General features: G+C 39.7%; 21 protein-coding genes and 1 riboswitch. Of the genes, 11 read left to right on the top strand and 10 right to left on the bottom strand.

The window, feature by feature from the left end; all coding sequences use genetic code 11:
• Nucleotides 1-23: 23 nt before the first annotated feature.
• Nucleotides 24-1,532 (bottom strand): DEAD/DEAH box helicase, encoded by a 1,509-nt coding sequence (locus AB3N04_RS11965; RefSeq protein WP_368503006.1) that lies wholly within the window; start codon nucleotides 1,530-1,532, stop codon nucleotides 24-26.
• A gap of 562 nt (nucleotides 1,533-2,094) precedes the next feature.
• Complete coding sequence (locus tag AB3N04_RS11960) at nucleotides 2,095-3,756, bottom strand: alpha-glucosidase (protein ID WP_368503005.1); 1,662 nt, start codon at nucleotides 3,754-3,756, stop codon at nucleotides 2,095-2,097.
• 475 nt (nucleotides 3,757-4,231) lie between these two features.
• Between AB3N04_RS11960 and AB3N04_RS11955 the strand changes: the two genes are divergently transcribed.
• Both AB3N04_RS11955 and AB3N04_RS11950 read left to right on the top strand, forming a co-directional pair.
• A complete protein-coding gene (locus AB3N04_RS11955; protein WP_368503004.1) occupies nucleotides 4,232-5,875 on the top strand; it encodes a PTS transporter subunit IIBC in 1,644 nt (547 codons plus the stop codon).
• A 6-nt stretch (nucleotides 5,876-5,881) separates the two neighbouring features.
• Nucleotides 5,882-6,682 (top strand): endonuclease/exonuclease/phosphatase family protein, encoded by an 801-nt coding sequence (locus AB3N04_RS11950; RefSeq protein ID WP_368503003.1) that lies wholly within the window; start codon nucleotides 5,882-5,884, stop codon nucleotides 6,680-6,682.
• A 33-nt stretch (nucleotides 6,683-6,715) separates the two neighbouring features.
• Here AB3N04_RS11950 and AB3N04_RS11945 read toward each other — a convergent pair whose 3' ends face one another.
• The 3 genes from AB3N04_RS11945 to AB3N04_RS11935 form a co-directional block, all read right to left on the bottom strand.
• Nucleotides 6,716-7,135, bottom strand: a complete 420-nt coding sequence (locus AB3N04_RS11945; RefSeq protein ID WP_317121834.1) for a potassium channel family protein — start codon at nucleotides 7,133-7,135, stop codon at nucleotides 6,716-6,718.
• Nucleotides 7,136-7,248: 113 nt separating this feature from the next.
• The gene (locus AB3N04_RS11940) at nucleotides 7,249-8,235 is read right to left on the bottom strand and encodes an alpha/beta fold hydrolase (RefSeq protein ID WP_368503002.1); all 987 of its coding nucleotides are present in this window, start codon (nucleotides 8,233-8,235) and stop codon (nucleotides 7,249-7,251) included.
• 4 nt (nucleotides 8,236-8,239) lie between these two features.
• Nucleotides 8,240-8,662 carry a hypothetical protein gene (locus AB3N04_RS11935; RefSeq protein WP_368503001.1) on the bottom strand — a complete coding sequence of 141 codons (423 nt, stop codon included), beginning with the start codon at nucleotides 8,660-8,662 and terminating at the stop codon, nucleotides 8,240-8,242.
• 209 nt (nucleotides 8,663-8,871) lie between these two features.
• Between AB3N04_RS11935 and AB3N04_RS11930 the strand changes: the two genes are divergently transcribed.
• Nucleotides 8,872-10,233 (top strand): cytochrome P450, encoded by a 1,362-nt coding sequence (locus tag AB3N04_RS11930; protein WP_368503000.1) that lies wholly within the window; start codon nucleotides 8,872-8,874, stop codon nucleotides 10,231-10,233.
• Between the two features lie 242 nt (nucleotides 10,234-10,475).
• Here AB3N04_RS11930 and AB3N04_RS11925 read toward each other — a convergent pair whose 3' ends face one another.
• Together AB3N04_RS11925 and AB3N04_RS11920 are read right to left on the bottom strand one after the other, a co-directional pair.
• On the bottom strand, nucleotides 10,476-11,024 hold the full coding sequence (locus tag AB3N04_RS11925; protein ID WP_368502999.1) for a flavin reductase family protein: 549 nt from the start codon (nucleotides 11,022-11,024) through the stop codon (nucleotides 10,476-10,478).
• An 11-nt stretch (nucleotides 11,025-11,035) separates the two neighbouring features.
• On the bottom strand, nucleotides 11,036-11,701 hold the full coding sequence (locus AB3N04_RS11920; protein WP_368502998.1) for an oxidoreductase: 666 nt from the start codon (nucleotides 11,699-11,701) through the stop codon (nucleotides 11,036-11,038).
• A gap of 111 nt (nucleotides 11,702-11,812) precedes the next feature.
• A riboswitch (TPP riboswitch) is annotated at nucleotides 11,813-11,927 on the top strand.
• Nucleotides 11,928-12,060: 133 nt separating this feature from the next.
• Between AB3N04_RS11920 and thiC the strand changes: the two genes are divergently transcribed.
• From thiC to AB3N04_RS11895, 5 genes are all read left to right on the top strand, one after another.
• The gene (gene thiC / locus AB3N04_RS11915) at nucleotides 12,061-13,839 is read left to right on the top strand and encodes a phosphomethylpyrimidine synthase ThiC (RefSeq protein ID WP_368506036.1); all 1,779 of its coding nucleotides are present in this window, start codon (nucleotides 12,061-12,063) and stop codon (nucleotides 13,837-13,839) included.
• A 15-nt stretch (nucleotides 13,840-13,854) separates the two neighbouring features.
• Nucleotides 13,855-14,019: a hypothetical protein gene (locus AB3N04_RS11910; protein ID WP_368502997.1), complete on the top strand. Its 165-nt coding sequence runs from the start codon at nucleotides 13,855-13,857 to the stop codon at nucleotides 14,017-14,019.
• A 130-nt stretch (nucleotides 14,020-14,149) separates the two neighbouring features.
• Nucleotides 14,150-15,385: an MFS transporter gene (locus tag AB3N04_RS11905; RefSeq protein WP_368502996.1), complete on the top strand. Its 1,236-nt coding sequence runs from the start codon at nucleotides 14,150-14,152 to the stop codon at nucleotides 15,383-15,385.
• A 126-nt stretch (nucleotides 15,386-15,511) separates the two neighbouring features.
• Nucleotides 15,512-17,050 carry an FAD-dependent oxidoreductase gene (locus AB3N04_RS11900; RefSeq protein WP_368502995.1) on the top strand — a complete coding sequence of 513 codons (1,539 nt, stop codon included), beginning with the start codon at nucleotides 15,512-15,514 and terminating at the stop codon, nucleotides 17,048-17,050.
• A 141-nt stretch (nucleotides 17,051-17,191) separates the two neighbouring features.
• On the top strand, nucleotides 17,192-17,386 hold the full coding sequence (locus AB3N04_RS11895; RefSeq protein ID WP_368502994.1) for a YwbE family protein: 195 nt from the start codon (nucleotides 17,192-17,194) through the stop codon (nucleotides 17,384-17,386).
• A 253-nt stretch (nucleotides 17,387-17,639) separates the two neighbouring features.
• Here AB3N04_RS11895 and AB3N04_RS11890 read toward each other — a convergent pair whose 3' ends face one another.
• Nucleotides 17,640-18,020, bottom strand: a complete 381-nt coding sequence (locus AB3N04_RS11890) for a VOC family protein (RefSeq protein ID WP_368502993.1) — start codon at nucleotides 18,018-18,020, stop codon at nucleotides 17,640-17,642.
• A gap of 93 nt (nucleotides 18,021-18,113) precedes the next feature.
• Between AB3N04_RS11890 and AB3N04_RS11885 the strand changes: the two genes are divergently transcribed.
• Nucleotides 18,114-20,102: a methyl-accepting chemotaxis protein gene (locus AB3N04_RS11885; RefSeq protein WP_368502992.1), complete on the top strand. Its 1,989-nt coding sequence runs from the start codon at nucleotides 18,114-18,116 to the stop codon at nucleotides 20,100-20,102.
• Nucleotides 20,103-20,141: 39 nt separating this feature from the next.
• Here the strand turns inward: AB3N04_RS11885 and AB3N04_RS11880 are convergent, their stop codons facing one another.
• Entirely contained in the window at nucleotides 20,142-22,316 is a 2,175-nt protein-coding gene (locus AB3N04_RS11880) for a DNA topoisomerase III (protein ID WP_368502991.1), read from the bottom strand.
• Between the two features lie 567 nt (nucleotides 22,317-22,883).
• Here AB3N04_RS11880 and AB3N04_RS11875 point away from each other — a divergent pair.
• Nucleotides 22,884-23,507 (top strand): cell wall hydrolase, encoded by a 624-nt coding sequence (locus AB3N04_RS11875; protein ID WP_368502990.1) that lies wholly within the window; start codon nucleotides 22,884-22,886, stop codon nucleotides 23,505-23,507.
• Nucleotides 23,508-23,549: 42 nt separating this feature from the next.
• On the opposite strand, the gene AB3N04_RS11870 is transcribed toward AB3N04_RS11875, so the two are convergent.
• On the bottom strand, nucleotides 23,550-24,746 hold the full coding sequence (locus AB3N04_RS11870) for a class I SAM-dependent rRNA methyltransferase (protein WP_368502989.1): 1,197 nt from the start codon (nucleotides 24,744-24,746) through the stop codon (nucleotides 23,550-23,552).
• Nucleotides 24,747-24,921: 175 nt separating this feature from the next.
• Between AB3N04_RS11870 and AB3N04_RS11865 the strand changes: the two genes are divergently transcribed.
• The gene (locus AB3N04_RS11865; protein WP_368502988.1) at nucleotides 24,922-25,689 is read left to right on the top strand and encodes a class I SAM-dependent methyltransferase; all 768 of its coding nucleotides are present in this window, start codon (nucleotides 24,922-24,924) and stop codon (nucleotides 25,687-25,689) included.
• The last annotated feature ends 24 nt before the right edge of the window (nucleotides 25,690-25,713 follow it).

Below are 25,713 nucleotides of genomic sequence, written 5' to 3'. Positions count from 1 at the left end.
GAGAATGACTTTTCAACAAGCTATTAAGCTTGTTTAGATTTACGGTATTGTCCGCCACTACGGTTACCTTGACTTTGGCCACCTGAACGACGATCATCTTTGCGGAAGCTACCACCTGGGCGACGACGATCACGATTGCGATCATCACGACGTCCACCACCGCTACCACCGCGGTAAGGCTTGCCGCCACCTTGTGAGCGATGCTTCTTGGCGCGTAATGGTGCTTCACCAGTTAACTTCACTTCAGTCGTATCTGGCTCTTTTGTAAGGAGCTTCAACGCAGCTGCAAGAGCAGTTGTTGCATCTGTTTCTTGAAGAAGTTCTTTTGCAATCACACGGTATGCATCTGCATTATCCTCTGTGATTAATTGACGAAGCTGCTCAACCGCAAGCCCTTGTTGGCCTTTAATTGCTTGCTCGTATGAAGGAACATCTTTACGAACCATTTTCTTTTTAGAAACTTGTTCGATAGCTTTGATATGATCTTTCTCTCGTGGTGTAGCAAATGTCAAAGCTACACCTGATTTACCTGCACGTCCTGTACGTCCAATACGGTGAACATAGCTTTCAGGATCTTGAGGTAAGTCGAAGTTATAAACATGTGTTACACCGCTGATATCTAATCCACGTGCTGCAACATCTGTTGCTACAAGGACGTCAATTAAACCACCTTTAAACTTACGTAATACACTATCACGCTTCGCTTGATTTAAATCACCATGAATTCCCTCAGCACGGAAACCGCGTTTTGATAGTGCTTCAGAAAGCTCATCAACACGACGCTTTGTACGACCAAATACAATCGCAAGCTCAGGTGCATGGATATCCATGAAACGACATAGAGTATCAAACTTTTGACGTTCATGTACTTCTACATAGAACTGTTCGATATTTTCCATTGTAACTTCTGTTGATTTTACAGCAATCAGCTTAGGCTCAGTCATAAATGTTTGAGCAAGCTTTTCGATACGCTTAGGCATTGTAGCAGAGAACAACAATGTTTGGCGCTCTTTAGGCGTTTCACTTAAGATTGTTTCGATATCTTCAATGAAGCCCATGTTTAACATTTCATCTGCCTCATCAAGAACCACTGTTTCTACTTCTTGAAGACGGATTGTTTTACGACGCATATGATCCATTAGACGACCTGGTGTTGCTACAACCACATGTGGTTTATTTTTAAGGTCACGGATCTGTTTACGCATATCTTGACCACCGTAAACTGTTACCGTACGAACGCCTTTAAATTTACCAAATGCGAATAATGATTCTGCTACTTGGTTAGCAAGTTCACGCGTTGGAGCAAGAATTAATGCTTGCACGTGATCTTTATTAATATCAATGCGATCAATTAATGGTAAACCAAATGCACCTGTTTTTCCCGTCCCAGTTTGTGCTTGACCAATAATATCTTTACCTTCTAGTGCTGTTGGGATTGTTGCTGTTTGAATCGGTGTAGCTTCCTCAAATCCCATTTGTGTTACTGCTCGAACTACCTCTGAGTTCAAACCAAATTCATAAAAAGTTGCCAAATCAAAAATCTCCTTTATCTTATCTGATTTTAGCGCCTTGGATGAGCCGCGACACGTGAAGATGTCACATAAAAGAGTCATACCACCTCTTTTGGCTCCCATAAGCCTAACATCTTCTCAATTAGCTATATTATACGTACGTAGAAAGACCATACCCCACAACGATCTGGAATATGGTCGTTATAACGATGCTATGTGTCGCCTATTCCTAAAAAGGTCGGCGCAAATTTCTTTTTAAAATACAAACTCAATCATAACACGTACGACAAGGAAAAGCAACGTAGCATGAAAGAGAATTATTTTATGCATCTTAACGACTTCTATTAAAAAAGTGTGGGTATGAGCGAAAACGCATCACTTATGTGCGGTTCTTGATGAAGATAGAGCACAACTTTTATTATAAGTGCGAATTCACACCTACTATGTGCGCTATATATATTTTATGTTCAAATCACCTTTTTATGTGCGCAAAAGTACTCTTATGAACGAACGACATTAATTATTAACACATCACAAAAAAACAGCAGCCCCCCCTAAGAAAGACTGCCGCACCTTTTACTTATTATGCTAAACGATACATTCTTGCTTCATAAGGACGTAGAGTAGTTACTGAACCTACTTCTTGATAATTTCCAAGTAGTAATTCCGTATCTTCTTTTACTTCAATAGTTGCAAGGTCGACTTCTGCATCTGTTGCAAACAAATTCACAACGACTAAGATTTTCTCGTCGTTTAACGTTCGCGTATAAGCATAGACTTCTTTATGTTCAGGTAATAATAAATCATAATTTCCATACATCAACACATCAGACGACTTACGAAGCTTAATCATTTTTTTATAGTACTGTAAAATCGAATCCGCTTGTTTCTCTTGTGCTTCAACATTAATCTCTTTATAGTTTGGATTCAATCCAAACCAAGTAGAATCACTACTAGAGAACCCGCCATTAGTACTATTATTCCATTGCATTGGCGTTCTTGAGTTGTCACGACCTTGCTCCCATATGATCTCCATAATTTCTTGATGAGAACGACCTTTAGCCGTTTCAATTCGGTAGAAGTTTTTCATTGACACATCATCATATTCTTCAATTGTATCGAATTGAACATTGGTCATCCCAATTTCTTGACCTTGATAAATAAATGGCGTTCCTTGCATAAAGAAGAACATGGTGGCTAGTGCTTTTGCGCTCTCAGACCAATATTCTCCGTCATTGCCCCAGGTAGAAACACTACGCGGTTGATCATGATTTTCAAGGAATAGAGCATTCCAACCACGACCTTCTAAGCCCTTTTGCCATTTTGTTAATGTTTCTTTTAGGGAGACTAAATCGAGCTCTCCACCCGTCTCTTTTCCCCAAAGACCAAGGTGCTCAAATTGAAAAATCATGTTAAATGCTCCGTTTTTTTCTCCAACCCAACCATCAGCCTGATCAAGTTTTACCCCATTTGCTTCACCGACGGTCATTACGTCATATTTAGCAAGTGTTTCATCCTTCATCTCTTGTAAGAATTTATGGATACCCGGGCGGTTCATATGTCCCTCAAATGAAGGTACATAATCAAGTCCTTCTGGATTAGGAAGATCAGGTAGGCCATCCATTTTTTTAATATGAGAAATAGCATCTACACGGAAACCATCAATCCCTTTGTCCATCCACCAGTTCATCATGTCATATAGAGCATGTCGGACATCTTGATTTTCCCAGTTTAAATCAGGCTGCTTTGTTGAGAAGATATGCATATAATACTGCTTTGTCTTCTCATCGAATTCCCAAGCTGGTCCATTAAAGATCGATTCCCAATTGTTTGGCTCACTTCCATCAGCACTCGCATCGCGCCAGATATACCAGTCGCGCTTGGGATTATCAAGTGATGAACGCGACTCAAGAAACCAAGGATGCTCATCAGAAGTATGATTGATCACTAGGTCAATGATGAGCTTCATTCCACGACTGTGGACTGCTTCTAATAATTGATCAAAGTCAGACATTGTACCAAAGTCAGACATAATATCTTGATAATCACTAATATCATATCCATTATCATCATTAGGAGAACGGTACATCGGACAAATCCAAATCACATCAATGCCGAGACCCTTAATATAATCCAGTTTTTGAATAATCCCTTGTAAATCGCCAATTCCATCTCCATTTGAATCCATAAAACTTCGAGGATACACCTGGTAAGCGACTGCCTCTTTCCACCATTGTCTTTTCATTTAAACCCCTCCAACTCTTTATCCAGTCAAAATAAAACGTTTACATTATTAAGTATCTATAAGATCTTCAGTACCTCATCTTATTTCTATTATCATACGAGACAAACGTTTGCACATACTATTTGCTCATTTATTATAAAACGGAATGCCAAAAGATACAATGCTTTCTCTGAATTCATCTTGTAGATGTAAACATTTACAAATAGTCTACTCTGTTTAATTTGTACATTGCGTTTCCTAAAAAAGATAATTACCTCTAAAAACGCTTATCTTCAATGATTAGTGGTTTTTTAAAAAATGTTTTAACTAGTGAAATTTCAAAAAACACTTGCAACCTAAAAAAAGTTTTACTAAAATTACTCATGTGCAAACGTTTGCTCATTAATGGGCGAACTTGTTTATGAAAACGGATTCTGAAAACGATTTAGTTTTTTCTGTACAACATAAAAAGATTACTACTGGAGGAGGAACAAAGATGAAACAACTAATTTCATTTGATTTTTGGCAAAAGCTTGGAAAAGCATTGATGGTCGTCGTAGCTGTTATGCCAGCTGCTGGTATTATGATCTCTCTTGGTAAGCTCATTGCGATGACTGGTGGAGACATGATGGTGATCCAAACTCTCTCACGAGTAATGGAGGATATTGGATGGGCCATTATTACAAACTTACACATTTTATTCGCTGTTGCCATAGGTGGCTCGTGGGCAAAAGAAAGAGCAGGAGGAGCATTTGCTGCTTTGATCGCCTTCATTTTAATTAACCGGATTACCGGTGCACTTTTTGGTGTAAATGGGGACATGCTTCAAGATCCTGACGCAACAATATCCTTTTTTGGTCGTGAGTTAATTGTTAGCGATTACTTTACATCCGTACTTGGTGCTCCTGCCCTTAATATGGGAGTCTTTGTCGGGATTATCGCTGGTTTTGTAGGGGCCGTTTTATTTAATAAATTTTATAACTTTAACAAATTACCAGAATCTCTATCATTCTTTAACGGAAAACGCTTTGTACCTTTTGTCGTAATTCTTGGATCTACCGTAACTGCACTTGTGCTATCATCATTCTGGCCATTTGTGCAAACGCTATTAAATGACTTCGGGCAATGGATTGCAACATCGCGTAACACTGCACCTGTAGTGGCGCCATTTATTTTTGGTACATTAGAACGTCTACTGTTACCCTTTGGTCTACACCATATGTTAACAGTTCCAATTAACTATACAGAGCTCGGCGGAACATACGTTATTCAGACTGGTGAGAATATTGGCCGTGTTGTTGCCGGGCAAGATCCATTATGGCTTGCGTGGGTGACTGATTTAACGAATATGCTTCGTGCTGGTGATGTAGCCGGGTACAACCAATTACTGGAAGATGTTACACCTGCTCGTTTTAAAATTGGACAAATGATCCTATCGTCTGCTGCTTTAATTGGTGCCGCACTTGCGATGTACTTAAACGTTGATAAAGAAAAGCGTCATAAGTATAAGCCAATGTACTTGTCAGCTGGACTAGCTGTTTTCTTAACAGGGGTAACGGAGCCAATTGAATTTATGTTCATGTTTGCAGCTCCTGTTCTGTATGTTGTGTATGCTATATTAACTGGTTTTGCTTTTGCTGCGGCTGATGTAATTAACCTTCGTATTCACTCATTTGGTTTTATTGAATTACTAACGAGAACACCGATGTCTATTTATGCCGGTCTTGCTCGTGACCTCATTAACTTTGTTGTTGTATGTCTTGTATTCTTTGGCTTAAACTTTGTAGTCTTTAACTTCTTAATCAAGAAAATGAACTTACCAACGCCAGGTCGTAACGGAAACTACCTTGAAAATGAAGAAGAAGCTAATCGTTTAAAAGACAAAGAAACTGGAAGCAAGGATGAGCTTGCAGGTAAAATCATCGCTTTACTTGGTGGGGAGGATAACATTGAAGATGTAGATGCTTGTATGACTCGCCTTCGTGTAACAGTGAAAGATACTGAAAAAGTAGCGACTGAAGCTGATTGGAAAGAAACAGGTGCACTTGGCTTAATCGTTAAGAGCCGAGGAGTTCAAGTTATTTATGGTCCGAAAGCGGATGTCATTAAATCTGATGTACAAGATCGATTAGGAGCGTAGATACTGTTGAAGCTTTTAACTTTAAATGTTCATGCCTGGCAAGAAGATCAACAAGACGCAAAAATCAATGAACTTGCACAGGCCATTTACGAAGAACAATACGATGTAATTGCCCTTCAAGAAGTGAGCCAACACCGAGATGCAGAATTGATTGATGGCGATGTTAAAGCTGATAATTACGGTTACGTCTTGCTAGAAAGACTTACATCTCTTGGTGGAGACCATTACAAAATGGTTTGGGCTCCCTCTCATTATGGTTACGAGGTATATGAGGAGGGGCTTGCTCTTCTCACTCGTCATCCAATTGTTGACTCATCTCACTTTTACGTAACAAAAAGTAAGGAGATGACAAACTGGAAGGCTCGCACAATCGTTCATGCAAAAATTGACGTGAACGGAATCATTTCTCATTTTTATTCTTGTCATCTAGGCTGGTGGGAGGATACAGAAGAACCTGCACGAGAACAAATGGAAAAACTTCTAAGCCATCTTCCCTCTAATGAGCGTGTGTATTTAATGGGAGATTTTAACAACCATGCAGACCTCCGCGGTGAGGGTTACGACTTTCTTTCGCAAAATGGATTTTTAGACACGTATCAACTTGCACAGGAGAAGGATTCGGGAGTAACAGTTGAAGGAAAAATTGCCGGATGGGACCAAAACAAACAAGACCTTCGAATTGATCTCATTTTGACCAACCAACCTACTGTTGTTTCTAAATCGAATGTCGTGTTTAATGGAAAGAATCGTGCTATTGTATCTGACCATTATGGTGTTGAAGTTACGGTTTCACCGAAAAGTGAGTGACCAATCTGGTCACTCACTTTTTTACGTTATAAGTTAAGCCTTCTCTTCACTTTGCTGAGCTGCACTGAACCCTTTCATGAAGTAAGCAGCCGGAAGTAATAAGCCGATGCTTGCTTGAATGATAGAGAAGAATCTAGCCACTCCAATTGGCACAAGGTCTCCGTAACCAATTGACAACATCGTCACCCCACTAAAGTAAAGAAAATTTGCAAAGGTCTGCTCTGCTGGTTCTCCGGTTGGATCATTAATAATCAGAACCGGCTCCTGTATAGAAAGTAGATAATAAAGACATGCAAATCCTACTGTAGTAGCAACCAACACGTAGAACAATTTATAAAAAAGCACAGGGCAAAAGTAGCTCTTTTTATAAGATTTATTGGTAAAAAAATAATAAAGGTTGGCCACCAAAAATAAAATAGTGATGGCAATTAATATCATCGAAGCCACACTCATCCCTCCTTTCATACCTATTCACCTTTTCAGAGTAAGCAAACCTCTATTTCTATTTAACAAGAGTGATAACAAAACGAAATAAACGATCCCAATACATCGCTTGGGATCGTTCATTATTCAAAGCGTTCAGACCTACCCTCTAGCCATTCACTTAAAAATTCTGGTATTTGTCCTTTGAGCGCTAGACTTATATGTCCTCCACTTACTCGCTTGTACGTTTTGTCTATACTTGCCACTATGTTCATTAATGGTTTAGTCATCTCCTCAGGAACAATCAAATCTTCTGTTGTCGAAACGACTAAAAGATTTGTTGTAAGCTTTCGGAGATCCACATTTTGTCCATTTATTTTAAGTTTGTTTTTTATCAGTTTATTTTCTTTACCAAGGTCATTCATTAATTGTTTAAGTGCAGCACCAGCAAAAGGGATATGACCATTTACCCATTCACCCACTAATTGTTTTTTTAGCGAATAAACGTCATCTTCTTGGGGGCCAATTCTCGATAATAGTTTATCAAATGTAAATGGGGAAGTAGCCGTACGCATCCCAAACTCTACTATTTTTGACGGGATCACTCTATATTCATCGATTAAAGAATCAAAACTTATTTCTTCTTTTTTTAATGCTTCAGCCCATTTTGATAGAAAAGGAGGCTCACTAAAATCAAGCGGCGGAGCAAATAATATGAGGTTTTTAATAGATTCTCTAGCAAGAGCTGCATATATTAAAGCAAGTGTTCCGCCAAGACAATATCCTATTACAGTTAGATTCTCGGTTCTAGAATGGTGTAATGCTCGTTCTACTCCTTTTTTTATATACTTGAAAATGTAATCATCTAGCGAAGTGTCTCCATCCTCATATCCTGGTTTTCCAAAGTCGAGCAAATACACATCATATCCGCTTTTAGTAAAAGCTTCGATCATACTCATCCCAGGGGCTAAATCAAGAATATATGATTGATTTAATAGAGAATACACCAAAAATAATGGTGTATTGAACCTTTTCCGCTTTGCTGGGTAATACCAAAGTGTTGCTTTGTTTTTCTTCCATACTGCTTTACGGGGTGTTTGTCCTATTTCACCATTAACACGATTCTGCATTCTACTACCACTCCCGCTCGACCATTTTTTGAAGATCATAGAGAAAATGTCGAGGATCTGTTATATGAGGATTGACCTTGAGTAATGGCGAAGCTGCATCTAAATTTTTTAATGGCGTTGCAGTTTCCTTAGCTGATTGGCTAAGAGTCATCACCTTCTCCTCTAAAGTATCTATTTTTTCTTCTAACTGAATAATGAGTTTTGCTATCCTTGCCATATCATCTTTTGTAGGTAGATTTAATTGTTGTGCAACTAGCTCTGAATACTCTCTAAGTTTACTTAGTGCGTCAACGTGCTCCTCTAAAAAATCGTTTACCTCTTGAATAGTTAAAGGATGATCTAACCATTTATGCACTTGGGTATTTAACTCTCTTTCTAGTTTCTTCCCAAGAGACTTAAGCTTTTTACGCTCACTTTTTTTCCCCATCTGCTTAACTTCCTCTCTTTTAGAATGATGTCGGCTCTCTAATTGCCTTTTATACTATATACAAGCTTCTCTTATCAGGTGCCAAAATCAATCAAACGTCTGCTAAGCGATATCATCAAATCCTTCCCTTTTCCGCAACTATACCTATCAACTTTTTCATCTCTTCATACTCTAATTGAGTCAATAGAATAAAATTGAGGATGATAGTGATGAAAACTAGATATGGAGTAAAGCAACAGATAGTCCCAGGTCCAAAAGGGCATTGGTTACAAGGAAATCTACCTGAATTTAAAGAGAATCCCCTTCAATTTTTAATCAATCAATCCAACCAATATGGAAAAATAAGCAGGTTCCGCTTCGGTCCCTTTCAACAGGTTTATTTTGTCAATGATCCTGTACTGATCAAAGAGGTACTTGTCACTAAGCAAAAATCATTTATAAAATCACGTGATATTCAAATGTTGAAGACAGTCGTCGGAGAAGGCCTTTTAACAAGTGAAAAAGAGGTTCATATGAAGCAGCGAAGGCTTATTCAACCAGCTTTTAAGAAAACACATATCACTCAATACGCTCAAGATATGATCAATACTACTTCTAGTTATATAGAGGATTGGAACAATGGAGAAAAGAGGTCTATAACCAACGAAATGATGAACATTGCCCTTGGTATAATCACTAAAACTATGTTCAGTATGGATATAGGAGAAGAAGCAAAAAGAATCGAAGCACCGATGGAGGCCGTAATGAAGCTAGGTGTGAAAAGAATGCGCGCGCTTATTCCTATCCCACTTTGGATTCCGACCAAAAACAATCGAAAATTGAAAAGAGCAGTAAAGGAATTAGATGATGTCCTCTTTTCTATTATTAAAGAAAGAAGAATGGAGCTTAGTGAGCATACTGATTTATTAGGAATTTTAATGCAGGCAAAAGATGAGGAAAACGGACTCGGAATGACTGACAAACAATTGAGAGATGAACTAATGACTATTTTTCTTGCCGGACATGAAACAACAGCTAACTTACTGTCATGGACATTCTACCTTTTATCCCAGCACCCCGAGGTTGATGAAAAGCTCTACACTATAATTGAAAAATTAACTCAAGGTAAGCCCATCACACCAGAACTCTACCCTCAATTAACGTATGCTCAACATATCATCTCAGAGTCAATGAGGCTTTATCCACCAGCCTATGTGATTGGTAGACAAGTAGAGGAAGATATAGAGATCGGTCCTTATCAGATGAGAAAAGGGGATATGGTGTTAATTAGCCAGTATGTTATGCACCGAAACCCTACTTACTATGACAACGCCGAAGCGTTTATTCCTGAACGCTTTGAACACAATTTCATTAAAACCTTGCCTCCCTATGCATATTTCCCATTCGGAGGTGGGCCTCGGGTATGTATCGGTAATCATTTTGCGATGATGGAGGCCACACTTGCTCTCGCCACTATTGTTCAAAAATACCGCCTTACGATATCAGCTGATCATCATACAGTGAAGCCACAGCCCCTTGTCACTCTTCGTCCCAAAAGAGGCCTTTACATGACTTTAAACAATAGAAAATGAGGCTGAGGACAAAAGTATTTAACTTATGGAAAATCGAACATTACTGATGCGGTCTATGTATATACCGCTCCTGAAATATACTTCGCTTTCCACGGGAAGCTGGTGAGCCTCCTCGTGCTACGCACTGGGGGTCTTCCCTCTGCTTTTCATCCCGGAGGAGGTCTACGTATATTTCATCCGCTCATTTAGCTCATCGTTCGTATCCTGAGTTAAACCTCTTAGATATGTCCCAGCCCCATTTCTTAATCGACACAATCTTTACTTATGACACGATCATCAAGCTTCATATACTTAGACCTACCAAGGTAAAGTGGTATTGATAATTTTGTTAAGTTAGGTAGTCCATTTTCAAGGAAACACTCTTCGTCCCGATAGAACCCTACTAGGTCTGCTACAAAGAAATCATGATCCCCATATGTGTTTATATCGATTGTCTTGCACTCATAGGCTACATACGCATCCTTTAAGATAGGCGCACCGGTCTCTATACCTTCTTCAAACGAAAGAGTGGCCAATTTATCGGTCTTAGCTCCTGTTAATATCCCGGCCTTCTGAATCTCCTCAGCTTTTTCAAAGGGGAGAAAATTAATCGCAAACATACCAGTTTCCTTCATTAGTTCATATGTGTGACGCTCCCGGCCTATCGCTACTCCATACATCGGTGGCTCATACGAAATATACGTATGCCAACCTGCAGCCATGATGTTTTTCTTCTCATTAGCCTTCACCGTCACTAAAGCTACAAGACCAGGATAACTATGCATAACCGTATGATCTACTTTTGTCCTCATCTAGTAACCCCCTACTCTTGTCCAAATTTCTCGATGTCATCAGATTGAATAATTGTCACACCCTCGCTTGCCTCTCTTATAGCTCGTCTATACATGGCACGAGCAACGACCACATCTTTGATTCCTCTATACTTTCGCATTGGCCCAGCTAATACAGGTTTAAGCAATTTCACCCCGACCTCACCCATCTTCTCCCCCAAACGAAATTCCTCTCTTTCTCCTAATAAAAGTGAAGGTCTGAAGATATCAACATGTGGATAACTCAATTTCTTTATTGCTTCTTCCATTTCTCCCTTTACTCTACTATAGAAAACACGAGAACTATGATCTGCTCCAATAGCAGAGATGACCAAAAGTCTTGAAGCACCTTTATTCCTTGCCATAGTCGCTACTTTTACAGGGTAATCAAAATCAACTTTTTTAAATGCTTCTTTTGTTTTTGCTTTTTTAATTGTCGTGCCTATGCAAATAAAAACATCATCCACATGTGGAAAACTCTCTTCAACCAAAGAGTCGAAATCGACCATATGTACAATTTGTTTTGGGTTTGTTTTATCCACAGGGCGTCGAACAAGTAAATGAACCTCGTTATATTCCGAGGCACTTGTCAGTTCCTTTACTACTTGTCTTCCAATAAGACCCGTCGCTCCAAGTATAAGTGCTGACCGTTTTATCAAAACTACCCACTCCTTTTTATTAATTATAATGAAGTTATCAAAAAAGAGCGAAATTTTTCCTTGATTACTAAAACTTATTCATGATAGGATCAATTTGTAAGATAACTTTATAGCATTAACTAGGGGTGTCCAACGAGTTGGGCTGAGAGAAAGACGCAATGAAGTCTTTTAACCCTTTGGACCTGATCTGGCTCATACCAGCGTAGGGAAGTTAGACTCCTCAACAATGTCTATTTGACTACTTCTACATAGTATAAGCCGGGCCCAATTTATTTGGACTCGGCTTTTTTATGTACTCCCCTATTCTTTTCATGTACAGATCTCGTCCTTTATTTTAAATATTAAAGGAGAGATGAATGATGTCCCAGATTATGCAAAGAAATATCTCCATCATGTCGAACTTTTCAGGAAGCAAGAAGGTGTATGTTGAAGGCTCGCGCAGTGACTTGCTCGTTCCTATGCGAGAGATTGGTTTGTCTAACACAACAGGTGCTTTTGGAGAAGAAGAAAATCCCCCTATTCGTGTATATGATACGAGTGGACCTTATACGGATCCTAACTATACAGTTGACTTAACTAAAGGTCTTCCTCCCCTAAGGAAAGAGTGGATTTTAGAGCGAGGGGATGTAGAGGAGTACGTGGGTCGTAAAGTAAAGGTTGAAGATAATGGGTATAAGGACGAGGCAGACCCACGGGCAACCTATAATGAATTTTCCCTTCTAGATCATAAACGGCTTCGTGCTAAAACAGGAAGAAATGTAACCCAACTTCATTATGCTAAAAAAGGTATTATCACGCCCGAAATGGAGTTTGTAGCCATTAGAGAGCAAGTAGAACCCGAATTTGTTCGTGATGAGATTGCAAAAGGAAGAGCGATCATTCCTAGTAACATTAACCATCCAGAATCAGAACCAATGATTATTGGTCGTCATTTCCACGTGAAAATTAATGCAAATATCGGCAACTCTGCTGTGACTTCTTCGATCGAAGAGGAAGTAGAAAAGATGACGTGGGCAACACGTTGGGGGGCTGATAATATTATGGATCTCTCAACCGGAAAAGATATTCATAAAACACGTGAATGGATCATCCGAAACTCTGCTGTTCCTGTTGGGACAGTACCAATCTATCAAGCTCTTGAAAAAGTAAACGGAGTAGCCGAGGACCTGACCTGGGAAGTGTATAGAGACACACTAATAGAGCAGGCAGAACAAGGGGTCGATTATTTTACCATTCATGCAGGAGTCCTTCTACGCTATGTACCACTGACCGCTAAGCGAGTGACCGGAATCGTTTCTCGCGGTGGATCCATTATGGCGCAGTGGTGCTTATTCCATCATCAAGAAAGTTTCCTTTATACGCACTTTGAGGAGATATGCGAAATTATGAAAGCATACGATATTGCTTTTTCATTAGGAGATGGACTTAGACCTGGCTCCATTGCCGATGCCAATGATGAAGCTCAGTTTGCAGAACTCGAAACGCTAGGAGAACTAACTCAACTGGCTTGGCGTCATGATGTACAAGTGATGGTGGAAGGGCCTGGTCATGTCCCGATGCATTTAATTAAAGAAAATATGGATAAGCAACTGGAGTTATGTAAGGAAGCTCCATTCTATACACTTGGACCGTTAACCACTGACATCGCACCAGGTTATGATCACATCACTTCAGCTATCGGAGCTGCCATGATTGGTTGGTATGGTACAGCTATGCTCTGCTATGTCACTCCAAAAGAACATCTTGGCTTACCTAATAAAGAAGACGTACGAACGGGCGTAATCACGTATAAGATTGCTGCTCATGCGGCTGATTTAGCTAAAGGACATCCAGCGGCACAAAAGAGAGATGACGCCCTCTCAAAAGCTCGTTTTGAGTTTCGGTGGAGAGATCAATTTAATTTGTCACTAGACCCCGAGCGTGCGATTGACTACCATGATGAAACCTTGCCTGCCCAGGGTGCCAAAACGGCTCATTTTTGCTCGATGTGTGGTCCTAAGTTTTGTAGCATGAGAATTTCACAAGATATTCGCGACTATGCTAAAGAACATAACCTAGAGACGAAAGAAGCGATTGAAAGAGGAATGAGAGAAAAATCACAGCAGTATAAAGACGGTGGTAAAGATCTTTATCTTTAATAAAGGAGTGATTCTATGATTGAACAGCTGCAACAAGAGCTCAGTGAACTTCAAGCAAAAGTGCGAAAAGTCCATTCACAAATTGAAGAATTACAACGAACTTGCGACCATGATTTTTGCGGGGACTCTTATTACGTTAAATGTTCAAAATGCCAAAAGATTGAAGCCCTCTATTATTAAGGTTATTTCGCTGACTCTATCAACTTTGAGTCAGCTTTTTTATTAAGATCATGTAAAGCTAATCTACATAAAGAGGATTGAACGGATACATTTTGAATATATAATAAAAATCGAGAAATGAGGTGTCAGCATGAAGGAAACATTCTCACAGAGAAAAGTACTAGTAATTGGAAGTGGCTTTTTCGCTCTAACCCTAATTTGGACCTTCTACAATGCATACATGCCATTAATACTTGCTAATCATATTGAGCGTACAAGTATCATCGGAGCGATTATGGGACTCGATAATTTACTAGCAGTCCTACTGATCCCGCTTATAGGAGCTTGGTCAGATCAGATGAATACACGATTTGGGAAGAGACTTCCTTTCCTTATGGTTGGTATGCCACTTGCTGCTCTTTTCTTTGTCTTACTACCTTTTATGCAATCGACACTTTGGACACTTCTTTTCATTGACATCTTATTTTTATTAGCCATGACACTCTACCGTGCTCCCGTCATCTCATTAATGCCTGATCATACAGCACCGGAGAGACGATCTCTTGCTAATGGTTACATTAACTTAATGGGTGGCATTGGAGCGATTGTAGCATTATTTGGTTTATCTCAACTTTACCAAGTCAACTCCACCTACCCTTTTATCGTAGCCAGTATCCTTTTAATGAGTGCTTTTCTTTTATTATTTCGCTCAGTCGATCGTCACCCGCCCTACACAACGAATACGAATAATGAGCAGGAAGAGGTTCAAGCTAGACGTTCGGTTACAAGAGGACTTGCCGAGCTCTTTTTGAAAAAGCACCGGGGTCAAGCATTTATTTTATTTGCTATCTTTGTGTATTTTATCGGCTATGCCTCTATTGAAGCACTGTTCACTTTATACGCTACTAGAACACTTGGGTTTACAGAAGGACTTGCTGGATTAACACTCGGCTTTTTCAGCTTATCATTTGTACTATTCGCTGTTCCTGCAGGTTGGATTGGACAAAAACTTGGCAAGGTTGAAACGATGGTGATCGGTTTAATCTTGTTGCCCCTCTTTTTTGTAGCCATTCCGTTTATTAGCACCCCACTCCTCTTACAAGTTTTTCTATTTTTAGCCGGTGTTGCCTGGGCATTAATCAATGTGCAAGCCTATCCACTCGTTGCTGATCTCGGTGGTCTTGCCAAAATTGGACTGTTTACTGGTCTTTACTATTTGTTCTCAATGTCAGCACAACTGATTGGTCCGACTCTACTCGGCTTAATGATGGATTTCTTCGGCGGGGCAGCTCTCTTCTTTTCTGCTTCAGCTACATTTGTTGTTGCATACTTTCTATTGCAACACGGTAAAAAGAAAATCGAACAAACTAAGCCGATCGCTGCATAGTGTAAAAGCTGCTCATGTCTGAGGTATGGGCAGCCTTTTATGTTTAAGGAAGCTTTTTTTGTGATACATAAGAACATACCATCTTGGACAAATTATGGAAGAGATTAAGATCAAGGAGGCTTTTAGATGAATGAGCACAAACAAAATCGGTTGCCTGAAAGACCTGAACCATATTGGCGGATTACGACTCAACTTGCCAGCTTCCCACCACTGAAAGAAGATATCTCAACGGATGTCTGTGTTGTTGGAGGCGGAATTAGTGGAATCACAACAGCCTATTTATTAGCGAAAGAAGGGCTAGATGTCACATTAGTAGATGCCGATGTTTTAGTAAATGGCACAACTGGTCATACGACCGCAAAAATCACAGCTCAGCATGATTTAATCTACGATGAATTGATTCAAAATGTTGGGGTAGATAAAGCAAAGCTATATTATGATGCCAATGACGCTGCACTAGCCTTCATGCGCAAACTAGTAAAAGATGAAAAGATGGCCTGTGACTTTACAGATGAAGATGCCTACCTTTACACAACGAATAACCGAGGCGTAAGTAAGCTTGAACATGAATACAAAGCTTATCAAGAGCTTGGCATTGATTCAGAATGGATTACCTCCATGCCTCTAAACATTCCAATTAAAGCTGGTATTGTAATGAGAGGACAAGCTCAGTTCCACCCCATTAAATATTTAGCACACCTTATTAAAATGTTTACGGAATTGGGTGGGAAAATATATGAACATACAGTAGCAACTGATATAAAAGAAGGAGAATCACCTGTAGTCCTAACTCGTGATGGAGCAAAAATTAAAGCTAAACATGTTGTAGCTGCCACACATTTTCCCTTTTATGACGGGGCAGGGTTTTATTTTTCAAGGATGCATGCCGAACGTTCCTATGTCATTGCAGTTGAAACCGAAGAAGACTTTCCAGGCGGGATGTATTTAAGCTGCGATGAACCTAAACGGTCACTTCGTTACACCGATATGGATGGAAAAAGACTAGTCATCATAGGTGGTGAAGAACATAAGGCAGGTCAAGGCATGGATACTATGTATCACTACGAATCGCTACAGGATTATGCCAATAAAGTGTTTACGACTCGAGCCATTCCTTTCCGCTGGTCAGCTCAAGACCTGGTTACGTTAGATAAAGTTCCTTATATAGGAAAGCTATCACGGATGCATCCGAACGTACTTGTGGCAACAGGCTTTAGAAAATGGGGAATGACAAATGGTACAGCTGCAGCTCATGTCATCACCGATCTGATTGTAGGGCGACCGAGTCCTTATGAAGAGCTTTATAAGCCATCTCGATTTGTAGCTGACCCAAGTATTAGGCACTTTATGTCTGAGAACCTTGATGTTGCAAAGCATTTAATAAAAGGAAAATTCGATGATGCTGATAAATCAATTGATGAAATAGCTATAGACGAAGGGGCAGTAGTGAAAGTTGATGGAAAACGTGCGGGTGCCTACAAGGATAAAGAAGGATGTCTCCACTTAGTTGACACAACTTGTACCCATATGGGCTGTGAAGTGAATTGGAATCACGGAGATCGTTCGTGGGACTGCCCATGTCATGGCTCACGTTTCTCATATAAAGGAGAAGTCATTGAAGGTCCTGCTACTAAGCCTCTTAAAAACATAAAGCATAATAAATAATAGAAACAGGGCTCGCCTATATTAGGTGAGCTCTTTGTGTCTCCATCATAATGCATGGGATAATAAAGACTTACTCTAGGATCTACCCAAAGATTGAGGTATGATAGAGAGATCAATTGCGTCAAAGAAAGGACGTTTCAAATGAACGGACAAAATCGATCTGCCATTAAAATCGGACAAAGAGTTAAGATTGTACTAAAAAAGGACCAACGAACAGGGACATTGACAGAGGGTACAGTTGCTAACATCCTTACAAAATCCCCTAGCCACCCACACGGCATTAAAGTAAAGCTTTCTGATGGACAAGTAGGACGAGTAAAAGAGATCATTGGCTAGAAGGAAGAGGCTCGGACATAACAAAAGGAGTTAACTGACCTCCCGAATAAAGCACTGAATGAGAGTGGATGAAATAGACGTAGACTCCTGCAGGATGATAAAGCCCCAGGTGAGACCCCGCAGTGCCATAGCACGAGGAGGCTCACCGGCTTCCTGCGGAAAGCGAAGTCTATTTCAGGAACGTCTTATGTCCACATCTACTATCAATATTCCGATTTTCATTTAGTCAAATCACTTTTGTCCCAGCTTCTTTTTATTTTGTTCGCTCAACATGAATTTCAATAATATGACCATCTGGATCTAAGCAAAAGATTTGGGCAAATCCACTTTTACTAGTAGGTTTCTCTACTACTTCTACTCCCTTATCCTTTAACCACATAAGAGCTTCGTCGTAGTCTACTACTCGAATGGCATAATGATGTCCTCGTGAATCAATCATTGATCTTCCCTCTTTTTTATTAGGATTCTCAATCAAATGCAATTGCTGCCCTCCAATAGCAAACCAAGCACCCTTAAAATCAAAAGTAGGACGATCTAATTCTTCTAAAAGAAGGATTTCTTTATAAAATTCTTTAGCGATTTCTAAATCTTTCACTTCTAGACTCACATGATGCAACTCCACACTTTTAAGCATATTGACCTAGCCCCTTTGTCATTTTCTATTAAAACCATCTCCCAATCAACCGATACTATAATGAGAGGTTTATTTTTAAGGAGGATGGGGTAAGTGAAATCGATTCAAGCTAAACTTATTACCCTCATCTGTACCTTACTGTTTATTACGTTAGCTATCGTTTCTACTTTAACGTATTTACAAGTAAAGCAACAGGTTGAGGAGAATGTTCGAGTGGAAGGTCAATCACTCGTTCAAGAAAAAAGCGACTTAATATCATTGTACTTAGAAAATTTCGCATCATCCATTGACCGTTATAGTCAAGATAGTCGAGTGGTGACGATGTTACAATCACCCGAGGAAGAAAGAGAAGAAGCTTGGGCCATTGTTAATGAAGATTTCCAAACGTTCAACTCTTTAAATGAACATATTGCCGTTACGTACATTGGCTCAAACGAAGGGGAATTTTTCACCGAGCCTTTTATCGACGTTGGCTCTGATTACGACCCGCGTACTCGTCTTTGGTACACAGACGCTGCAGCGAATCCTGATACCGTCATCTGGACGGAGCCTTATGAAGATGCAAGTACAGGTGAATATGTCGTTACAGCTGCTAAAGCCGTTACGAGTGGAACAACAGTACTAGGAGTGGTTTCGTTTGATTTATACTTAGAAAATTTAACAGCAATCATCAACTCTAGTAACCCTGGTTATGAAGGGTATTTCTTCTTATTTGACCAAACGGGGATTGCGCTTGTTCACCCAACATTAAGCGGCAATAGCGCAGACAACCCAATCGTGTCTCAAATCGTTCAATCAGAAAATCCAAGTGACTTTTTAGAATACAATTCTGAAGGAGAAGATCGCTTTCTTTACTACGATACAGTGGAGCAAACTGGCTGGAGAACTGGGGCTGTCTTCTTACATGAAAATATGATGGCGGGCGCTAGAGATATACGTAATACCATTATAGTGATTGCTTTGGCTGCCATTTTGTTATCTGGTGGGGTTGCTTATATTTTCTCAAGAAGAATCTCTAAACCAATCGTAGCGTTGAAAAAAGAAGTCAGTCGAGTGGCTCGTGGCGATCTTACGGCTACAATGGTTACTTCTTCTAAGGATGAAATAGGACAATTGACCACAGACTTCAACGTCATGGTAGGGTCTATGCGTGAATTAGTAGAATCCATTCAAGCCTCTGTTGAGCAAGTGAACGACTCTGCCGAAAGCTTAAGTGCTGTTTCGGAGGAGACGATTGCCTCGAGTGAAGAAGTGGCTAATGCAATTGGCGAAGTTGCCTCAGGATCGACTCAGCAAGCTGAAGATGTCGATGGCGCAAAAGACCTTACGATTGAATTATCTAACCAAATCGTCAAGGTAGACCAACACTCAGATGAACTTGTGTTGCTTTCTCAAAGGGCAACGGCCGAAAATCTAAAAGGCTCAGAACAGGTGGCTCTTTTGCAAGAGAAGACACGAGCTTTCAATACTGTCATCGGAAATGTTGAAGGTGTAGTGGGGACCCTTGCTAACAGAATTAAAGAAGTAGAACAAGTGATTAATACGATTAATGACATTTCAAACCAAACGAACTTACTCGCATTAAATGCAAGTATTGAAGCAGCTCGAGCTGGTGATAGTGGTAGAGGCTTCGCAGTCGTAGCAGATGAAGTAAGAAAGCTTGCAGAACAAACATCACAAGCAACTGAAAAAGTCCGTCATACAATTGAAGGAATTGAAGTTGAAACATCTAAAGTGGTAAATGAAGTGCAATCAACTAAAGCGATTACTACTGAACAAAATACAGCGGTTAAATCTACTGAGCAATCCTTTAATGAAATTGAACTGGTCGTTGGAGACATTACGCGAGCTATTGAATTAATTAAAGATGAAGTCAAACATATGAATGAACGTAAAGATTCTGTTGTGGCTTCGATTGAAAATATTGCAGCAATTTCACAGCAATCAGCAGCTGCAGCAGAGGAAGTGACCGCTTCAACTGAGGAGCAAATGCGTGCCCTATCTACTGTTTCTGAATCTGCAGAGGTCTTAAGTGACGCAAGTGAGCTGTTAACAGAACGTATGAACCGGTTTAAAGTATAAAAAGGAATAACCTAGCTTGAGCTCAAGCTAGGTTTCTTTTTATTTATCTAATTTTAACTTTGCGAGGGCGTCTGCTAGAGCAGAATTACTGAAATCCTCTTTTTTATCTTGCTTCTTCATATAAGTGGAGACTTCTCGCTTCGATACTTGTTTGTTTTTATTCTTCTTTCTACGTTCATTGAAGACCGATAGTTTTTCACGATGTCCACATACACATGCAAATGTTTGGCCCTCACCTTCTCCTCTAAGCTCAAGCTTCTTCTTACACTTAGGACAACGAGCATTGGTCACTTTTGCGATGTTTTTCTTATATCCGCACTCACGGTCCTGACAGACACGCATCTTTCCTTTCTTTCCATTAACCTCAAGCATTAACTTCCCACATTCAGGGCATTTACTCCCTGTTACATTGTCATGGCGGAACTTCTTATCGCTTGCTTTCACTGCACCTACAATTGATTTCGCGTACTCTTTCATCTCAGTAATAAATGCCTCTTTTTTAAGCTCTCCGTTTGCAATTGCCTCTAATTTTTGTTCCCATTCCCCAGTAAGAGCCGGCGACCGTAAGCCGGCAGGAACGAGTGTTAGCAACTGTTTACCTTTTGAGGTAATCACAATCTCTTTTCCTCGCTTCTCAATTAAGAAGGATTGGTACAGCTTTTCAATAATATCAGCTCTTGTAGCTACCGTTCCAATACCACCCGTTTTGCCAAGCGTCTCAACTAACTCATCTGTTTTGTTTTCCATAAATGCCTGCGGTCGCTCCATGGCTGTAAGGAGCGTACCTTCATTAAAACGAGCTGGGGGCTGTGTCTGACCTGTTGTCACTAACACTTCCTTGATAGTAAACTGATCTGCTTCAGTTATTTCTGGCAATGTTGTTGATTGTTCTCCTCCATTGGCTTCATACACTGCCTTCCACCCACGTGAGAGTATCCGATCACCTTTCGCACTGAAATGCTCTCCTGATGCTGTTGCTTCCACTTTTGTCTGCTCATATTCATAAGCTGGATAAAGCACAGCTAAAAAGCGACGAACAATTAATTGATAAAGCTTTGCTTCACGTTCAGATAATGCACTAGGTACAGGGGATTGTTCCGTTGGTATTATGGCATGATGGTCTGTTACTTGGCGATCATCCACAAAATTTGAATGTGCTTTTAATGGACGCTTTCTTATATCAGATACTAACTTACGGTATGGTTGAACATCACAAGCCTTTAGACGATCACCTAGTGTCTCAACCAAGTCTGACGATAGAAAACGCGAATCTGTTCGTGGATAGGTAACAGCTTTATGTTGCTCATAGAGCTTTTGTAAAGTAGATAACGTTTCTTTCGCTGAAAATCCAAATTTTTGGTTTGCATCACGTTGCAATTCTGTTAAATCATATAATTTCGGTGCTAATGTTTGTTTTTTTGTCTTGGTGACAGATTGAACCGTAAGCTTTTGACCTTGAAGCTTCTGTCTCACCTGTTCTGCCTGCTCTCCGTTAAAGATTCGACGTTCTTTTGTTCCTTTATGATACCAATGAAACGTCACACCATCTTTAGAGAGAACCGCTACTTGATCAAAACTCTTTGGCTTGAACTGACCTATATCTTCTTCTCTTTTAGCAATCATCGCAAGCGTCGGTGTCTGCACCCGACCACATGAAAGTTGAGCATTGTATTTTGTTGTAAGGGCTCTAGTTCCATTCATCCCTACATACCAATCAGCTTCTGAACGTGCCACAGCTGCATCATATAATGTTTCGTACTGTTTACCATCACGCAAATGGTTAAAACCTTCTTTAATGGCTTTGTCTGTAACAGAAGAGATCCACAGACGTTTTATTGGCTTTTTAACATTTGCTTTTTCTAGTATCCAGCGTGCCACAAGCTCCCCTTCTCTTCCTGCGTCTGTCGCAATAATAATTTGATCAACATCACCACGATTCAACTGTGATTTGACGGTAAAAAATTGTTTGCTTGTTTTTTTCATAACAACTAGATTTAAACGAGATGGCAACATCGGTAAATCCTCTAGCTTCCACGTTTTATATGTGTCACCGTAACTTTCAGGGTCAGCTAACGTCACTAGATGCCCAAGTGCCCACGTTACAATATAGGAGGCCCCCTCAAAATAACCATTTCCTTTTTTTTCACACTTCAGTACTCGAGCTAGATCTCTTGCCACTGAAGGTTTCTCTGCTAGTACAACTGATTTTTTCATTCAAACACCCTTTCCACTTAATCCTTCAAATATGATAGCATCACTGCCTATAAAAAGATATGAAGCCTCCGTTCCACGTGAAACATTCTGATAATTCATTGTACGTTTCACGTGAAACGAGAGACGATCGTACAACCTTAGGATAAAACATTTGTTTACACCCATTTACTAGAGGCTATCACTTGATTTGACCTAGGTCTTACTATGGTTTAATAGTCTTCTTAAAACTTGATCAGCACTTATATGGAATTATCTAGAAGTATCTCCCTATGATAGACTAATACTTTTCCAATTAGTTCCATCGATTTATTTTTTTGTGTCCTATTCAATAGGTCATCTTACTAATCAAGCTATGAATCTATAAGAAAGTCCCTAATTCATTCCTTTTGAGCCCCTAAGATGGTCTCTTGTTTGAGGCTGAAAAGCTATGAAACAATAAATATAGCAACAGAACATCGTGGTCAATCCAAGTCCATCTGTTCACATGATGTTTAAAGATAATGAATTGGTGGTATACAGACTTGGTTGACATTATCAAAAAATCAATTTATCGAGGAGAGATGATGAATGAAACAGTTATTTTCAATTAGTAAAGCAATCGTTGCTTTGGCTGCACTATTTTTCGTATTTCCATCGGAAGGACATGCAAGCAGTCTTCTTAAAAATGGTGATTCTAATGCCGAGGTAAAAGAACTTCAAAAACAATTAATTGAATTAGATTACTTAGATACTGATGCTACTGGACACTACGGACCCTTAACGGAGCAAGCTGTTAGAAATTTCCAAAGTGATTTTAATTTAGTTGTAGACGGTATTACAGGTATTGCTACACATAGTTTATTGGAAGAAATACATAAATTAGCCCGAATTGTATATGGGGAAGCACGTGGAGAAGCTTTTGAGGGACAAGTGGCAGTTGCTGCCGTTGCCCTAAATCGCGTTGAGTCAGATGAATTCCCTTCTACCCTTGCAGGTGTCATATATCAACGAAATGCATTTACAGCTGTCCATGATGGACAATATGATTTATCACCTGATGCAACAGCATACCAAGCAGTAAGAGAGGCATATAAAGGGAATGACCCTAGCCAAGGAGCTCTTTATTACTTCAATCCAGACATCTCAACTTCTGAATGGATTAAAACAAGAACAATTGAACTTAGAATTGGCAATCATGCTTTTGCAAATTAACGAACAACAGCCAGGCTTCGGTAGTGAAGCCTGGCGACTTTGCTATCTTTTAATCTTTTTTACGATGACTACTTTTAAGTAATTCCCTTCAGGAAAAGCTTTGATCGTCCGGAAATCATCTGGTAAAGAGAAAGTTTCCTCGATTTTGTAGGAGAACCCTTCTTTTTTAAAGGCTTGATCAATAAACCCTTTGAACTTCTTCATTCCAAATGTACTGCAATTAGTTGACGCGACAATTACACCATCGTCTTCCGTAATTTGAATAGCCTCTTGTAAGAGACTCGTATAATCTTTTTGTGCACTAAAGGTATGTTTCTTAGATCGCGCAAAGCTTGGTGGATCAAGAATAACGACATCAAAGCTTAGTTCTTTACGCTTAGCATATTTAAAATACTGGAATACATCCATCACTTTGATGTCTTGTGCATCGTAATCAATTCCATTTACACTAAACTGTTCAATCGTTTTAGGTAGACTTCTGTTAGCAAGGTCCACACTCGTTGTTTTCGTGGCCCCACCAAGCGCTGCAGCAACAGAGAACGCCCCCGTATAGGAAAAGGTATTAAGAACCGTTTTTCCCTCTGAATAGTTATCACGAATCTTTTTACGCACTTCTTTTTGATCGAGAAACACTCCCACCATAGGACCGTCATTTAAATAGATAGCAAAATGAAGACCATTCTCCTTTACGAGCAATGGAAATTCGCCACGCTCACCAGAGACATAATCATCATCCTCCATATAAGTTCCTTTTTTATCAAACCGCTTTTTCTCATATAACCCTCTAAATTGTGGTGCCGTTTCTATCGCTTCAATCACCCAGTTACGAAAACGATATATTCCTTCGCTATACCAAGTCATCACGTAAAACCCATCATAATAATCAATTGTTAGTCCACCAATGCCGTCCCCTTCACCATTGAACACGCGAAAGGCTGTTGTATCATTAGACTCAAAAAACATGTCACGATTCTCAATCGCTTTGTGAATACGCCCTAGAAAAAAGAGTGGATCAATCGCTTCTCGTTCGTTTCTCGATAAAATCCATCCATACCCTTTATTCTGACGCCCATAGTATCCTCTACCAATAAAAGTCCCTTGTGGATCAACAAACTTCAAAACCATCCCTTCCTCTGTGAGGGGTTTTGTATTTTGTATCGCATCTTTTTCAAGTAATGGAGAACCTGCTTTGATTTTTTTGAGATGAGAATCTTTTATCTGCACTGTTAACTCTTTCATTCATACCTCACCCTATCATTGCTTTATTTTCTTGCAAACTAAACTACAACATTCACGCTCGGTTATCTGTAGGCTGATTATATCATTGATTTCTTTAGAACGAAATTGATCCTCCAAAGCAAAATATGTTAGAATTTTCTAATATAAAATACAATCCATGGGAGCTGCTATAAACTTGAAACTTGATAACTTTGATAAATACAAAGACCCTCTATTATACGATGTAGAGAACGATCATTTTGAGGATGATCTAGCCCTTATAGAAGAATACGCAGCTCGGACAAGGGGACCGATCATTGATCTTGCCTGCGGGACAGGTCGAACGGCTCTTCACCTTGCTCGTCTTGGGCATGATGTGATCGGCATTGATATTCACCAAGGAATGCTTGAACATGCGAAGAATAAAGCTCAGCAAGCTAATCTGAAAATTGATTTTCAGCTTCAAGACGCGACCACCCTCTCTCTTTCTCTAAAGGGGAGCTTTCTCTTTTTAGTTGGTAATGCCTTTCAGCACTTTTTAACTAACGAAGATCAAGATAAGCTACTCGAGGGTATTTATACACATATAGAAGAGGACGGGATTTTCCTATTTGGAACTCGTTTTTTAGAAAAAGAAGATATAATTGGTACTGCACCTTACAATCGAACCTTTAGAGATCACTTAGGACGTGAGATTACTGAATGGCATATTGAAACCTACGATCCACTAGAGCAAATTCTAACATGTGATTCGAAGGTTCAAATGATAGATGGTGTTCAAGTGAACGGAGAAGAGGAAACGATTCGACTTCGTTATGTCTTCCCTAAGGAAATGGAGAGGCTTTTAACAAGTAAAGGCTTCTCTATCATACATGCCTATGCAGATTGGAAAAAGACACCTCTACACGCTCGGAGCAGACAGATGATTTACGTCTGTAAAAAAATTAAGAATCATAGTAAGTAACTATTTTTAAGACAAAAGGTTAAA

Origin of the sequence: Alkalihalophilus sp. As8PL, from assembly GCF_040939795.1 — a bacterium.
In the GTDB taxonomy this organism is placed as follows: Bacteria; Bacillota; Bacilli; order Bacillales; family Bacillaceae_D; genus Alkalihalophilus; species Alkalihalophilus lindianensis.
This window is presented reverse-complemented; position numbering and strand designations above follow the sequence as displayed.

Bases quoted from the DNA above. Each gene is read 5' to 3' on its own strand.
- AB3N04_RS11960 (WP_368503005.1), bottom strand. From the start codon at position 3,756: ATGAAAAGACAATGGTGGAAAGAGGCAGTCGCTTACCAGGTGTATCCT.
- AB3N04_RS11955 (WP_368503004.1), top strand. From the start codon at position 4,232: ATGAAACAACTAATTTCATTTGATTTTTGGCAAAAGCTTGGAAAAGCA.
- AB3N04_RS11945 (WP_317121834.1), bottom strand. From the start codon at position 7,135: ATGAGTGTGGCTTCGATGATATTAATTGCCATCACTATTTTATTTTTG.
- AB3N04_RS11940 (WP_368503002.1), bottom strand. From the start codon at position 8,235: ATGCAGAATCGTGTTAATGGTGAAATAGGACAAACACCCCGTAAAGCA.
- AB3N04_RS11935 (WP_368503001.1), bottom strand. From the start codon at position 8,662: ATGGGGAAAAAAAGTGAGCGTAAAAAGCTTAAGTCTCTTGGGAAGAAA.
- AB3N04_RS11930 (WP_368503000.1), top strand. From the start codon at position 8,872: ATGAAAACTAGATATGGAGTAAAGCAACAGATAGTCCCAGGTCCAAAA.
- AB3N04_RS11925 (WP_368502999.1), bottom strand. From the start codon at position 11,024: ATGAGGACAAAAGTAGATCATACGGTTATGCATAGTTATCCTGGTCTT.
- thiC (WP_368506036.1), top strand. From the start codon at position 12,061: ATGTCCCAGATTATGCAAAGAAATATCTCCATCATGTCGAACTTTTCA.
- AB3N04_RS11910 (WP_368502997.1), top strand. From the start codon at position 13,855: ATGATTGAACAGCTGCAACAAGAGCTCAGTGAACTTCAAGCAAAAGTG.
- AB3N04_RS11905 (WP_368502996.1), top strand. From the start codon at position 14,150: ATGAAGGAAACATTCTCACAGAGAAAAGTACTAGTAATTGGAAGTGGC.
- AB3N04_RS11900 (WP_368502995.1), top strand. From the start codon at position 15,512: ATGAATGAGCACAAACAAAATCGGTTGCCTGAAAGACCTGAACCATAT.
- AB3N04_RS11895 (WP_368502994.1), top strand. From the start codon at position 17,192: ATGAACGGACAAAATCGATCTGCCATTAAAATCGGACAAAGAGTTAAG.
- AB3N04_RS11890 (WP_368502993.1), bottom strand. From the start codon at position 18,020: ATGCTTAAAAGTGTGGAGTTGCATCATGTGAGTCTAGAAGTGAAAGAT.
- AB3N04_RS11880 (WP_368502991.1), bottom strand. From the start codon at position 22,316: ATGAAAAAATCAGTTGTACTAGCAGAGAAACCTTCAGTGGCAAGAGAT.
- AB3N04_RS11875 (WP_368502990.1), top strand. From the start codon at position 22,884: ATGAAACAGTTATTTTCAATTAGTAAAGCAATCGTTGCTTTGGCTGCA.
- AB3N04_RS11870 (WP_368502989.1), bottom strand. From the start codon at position 24,746: ATGAAAGAGTTAACAGTGCAGATAAAAGATTCTCATCTCAAAAAAATC.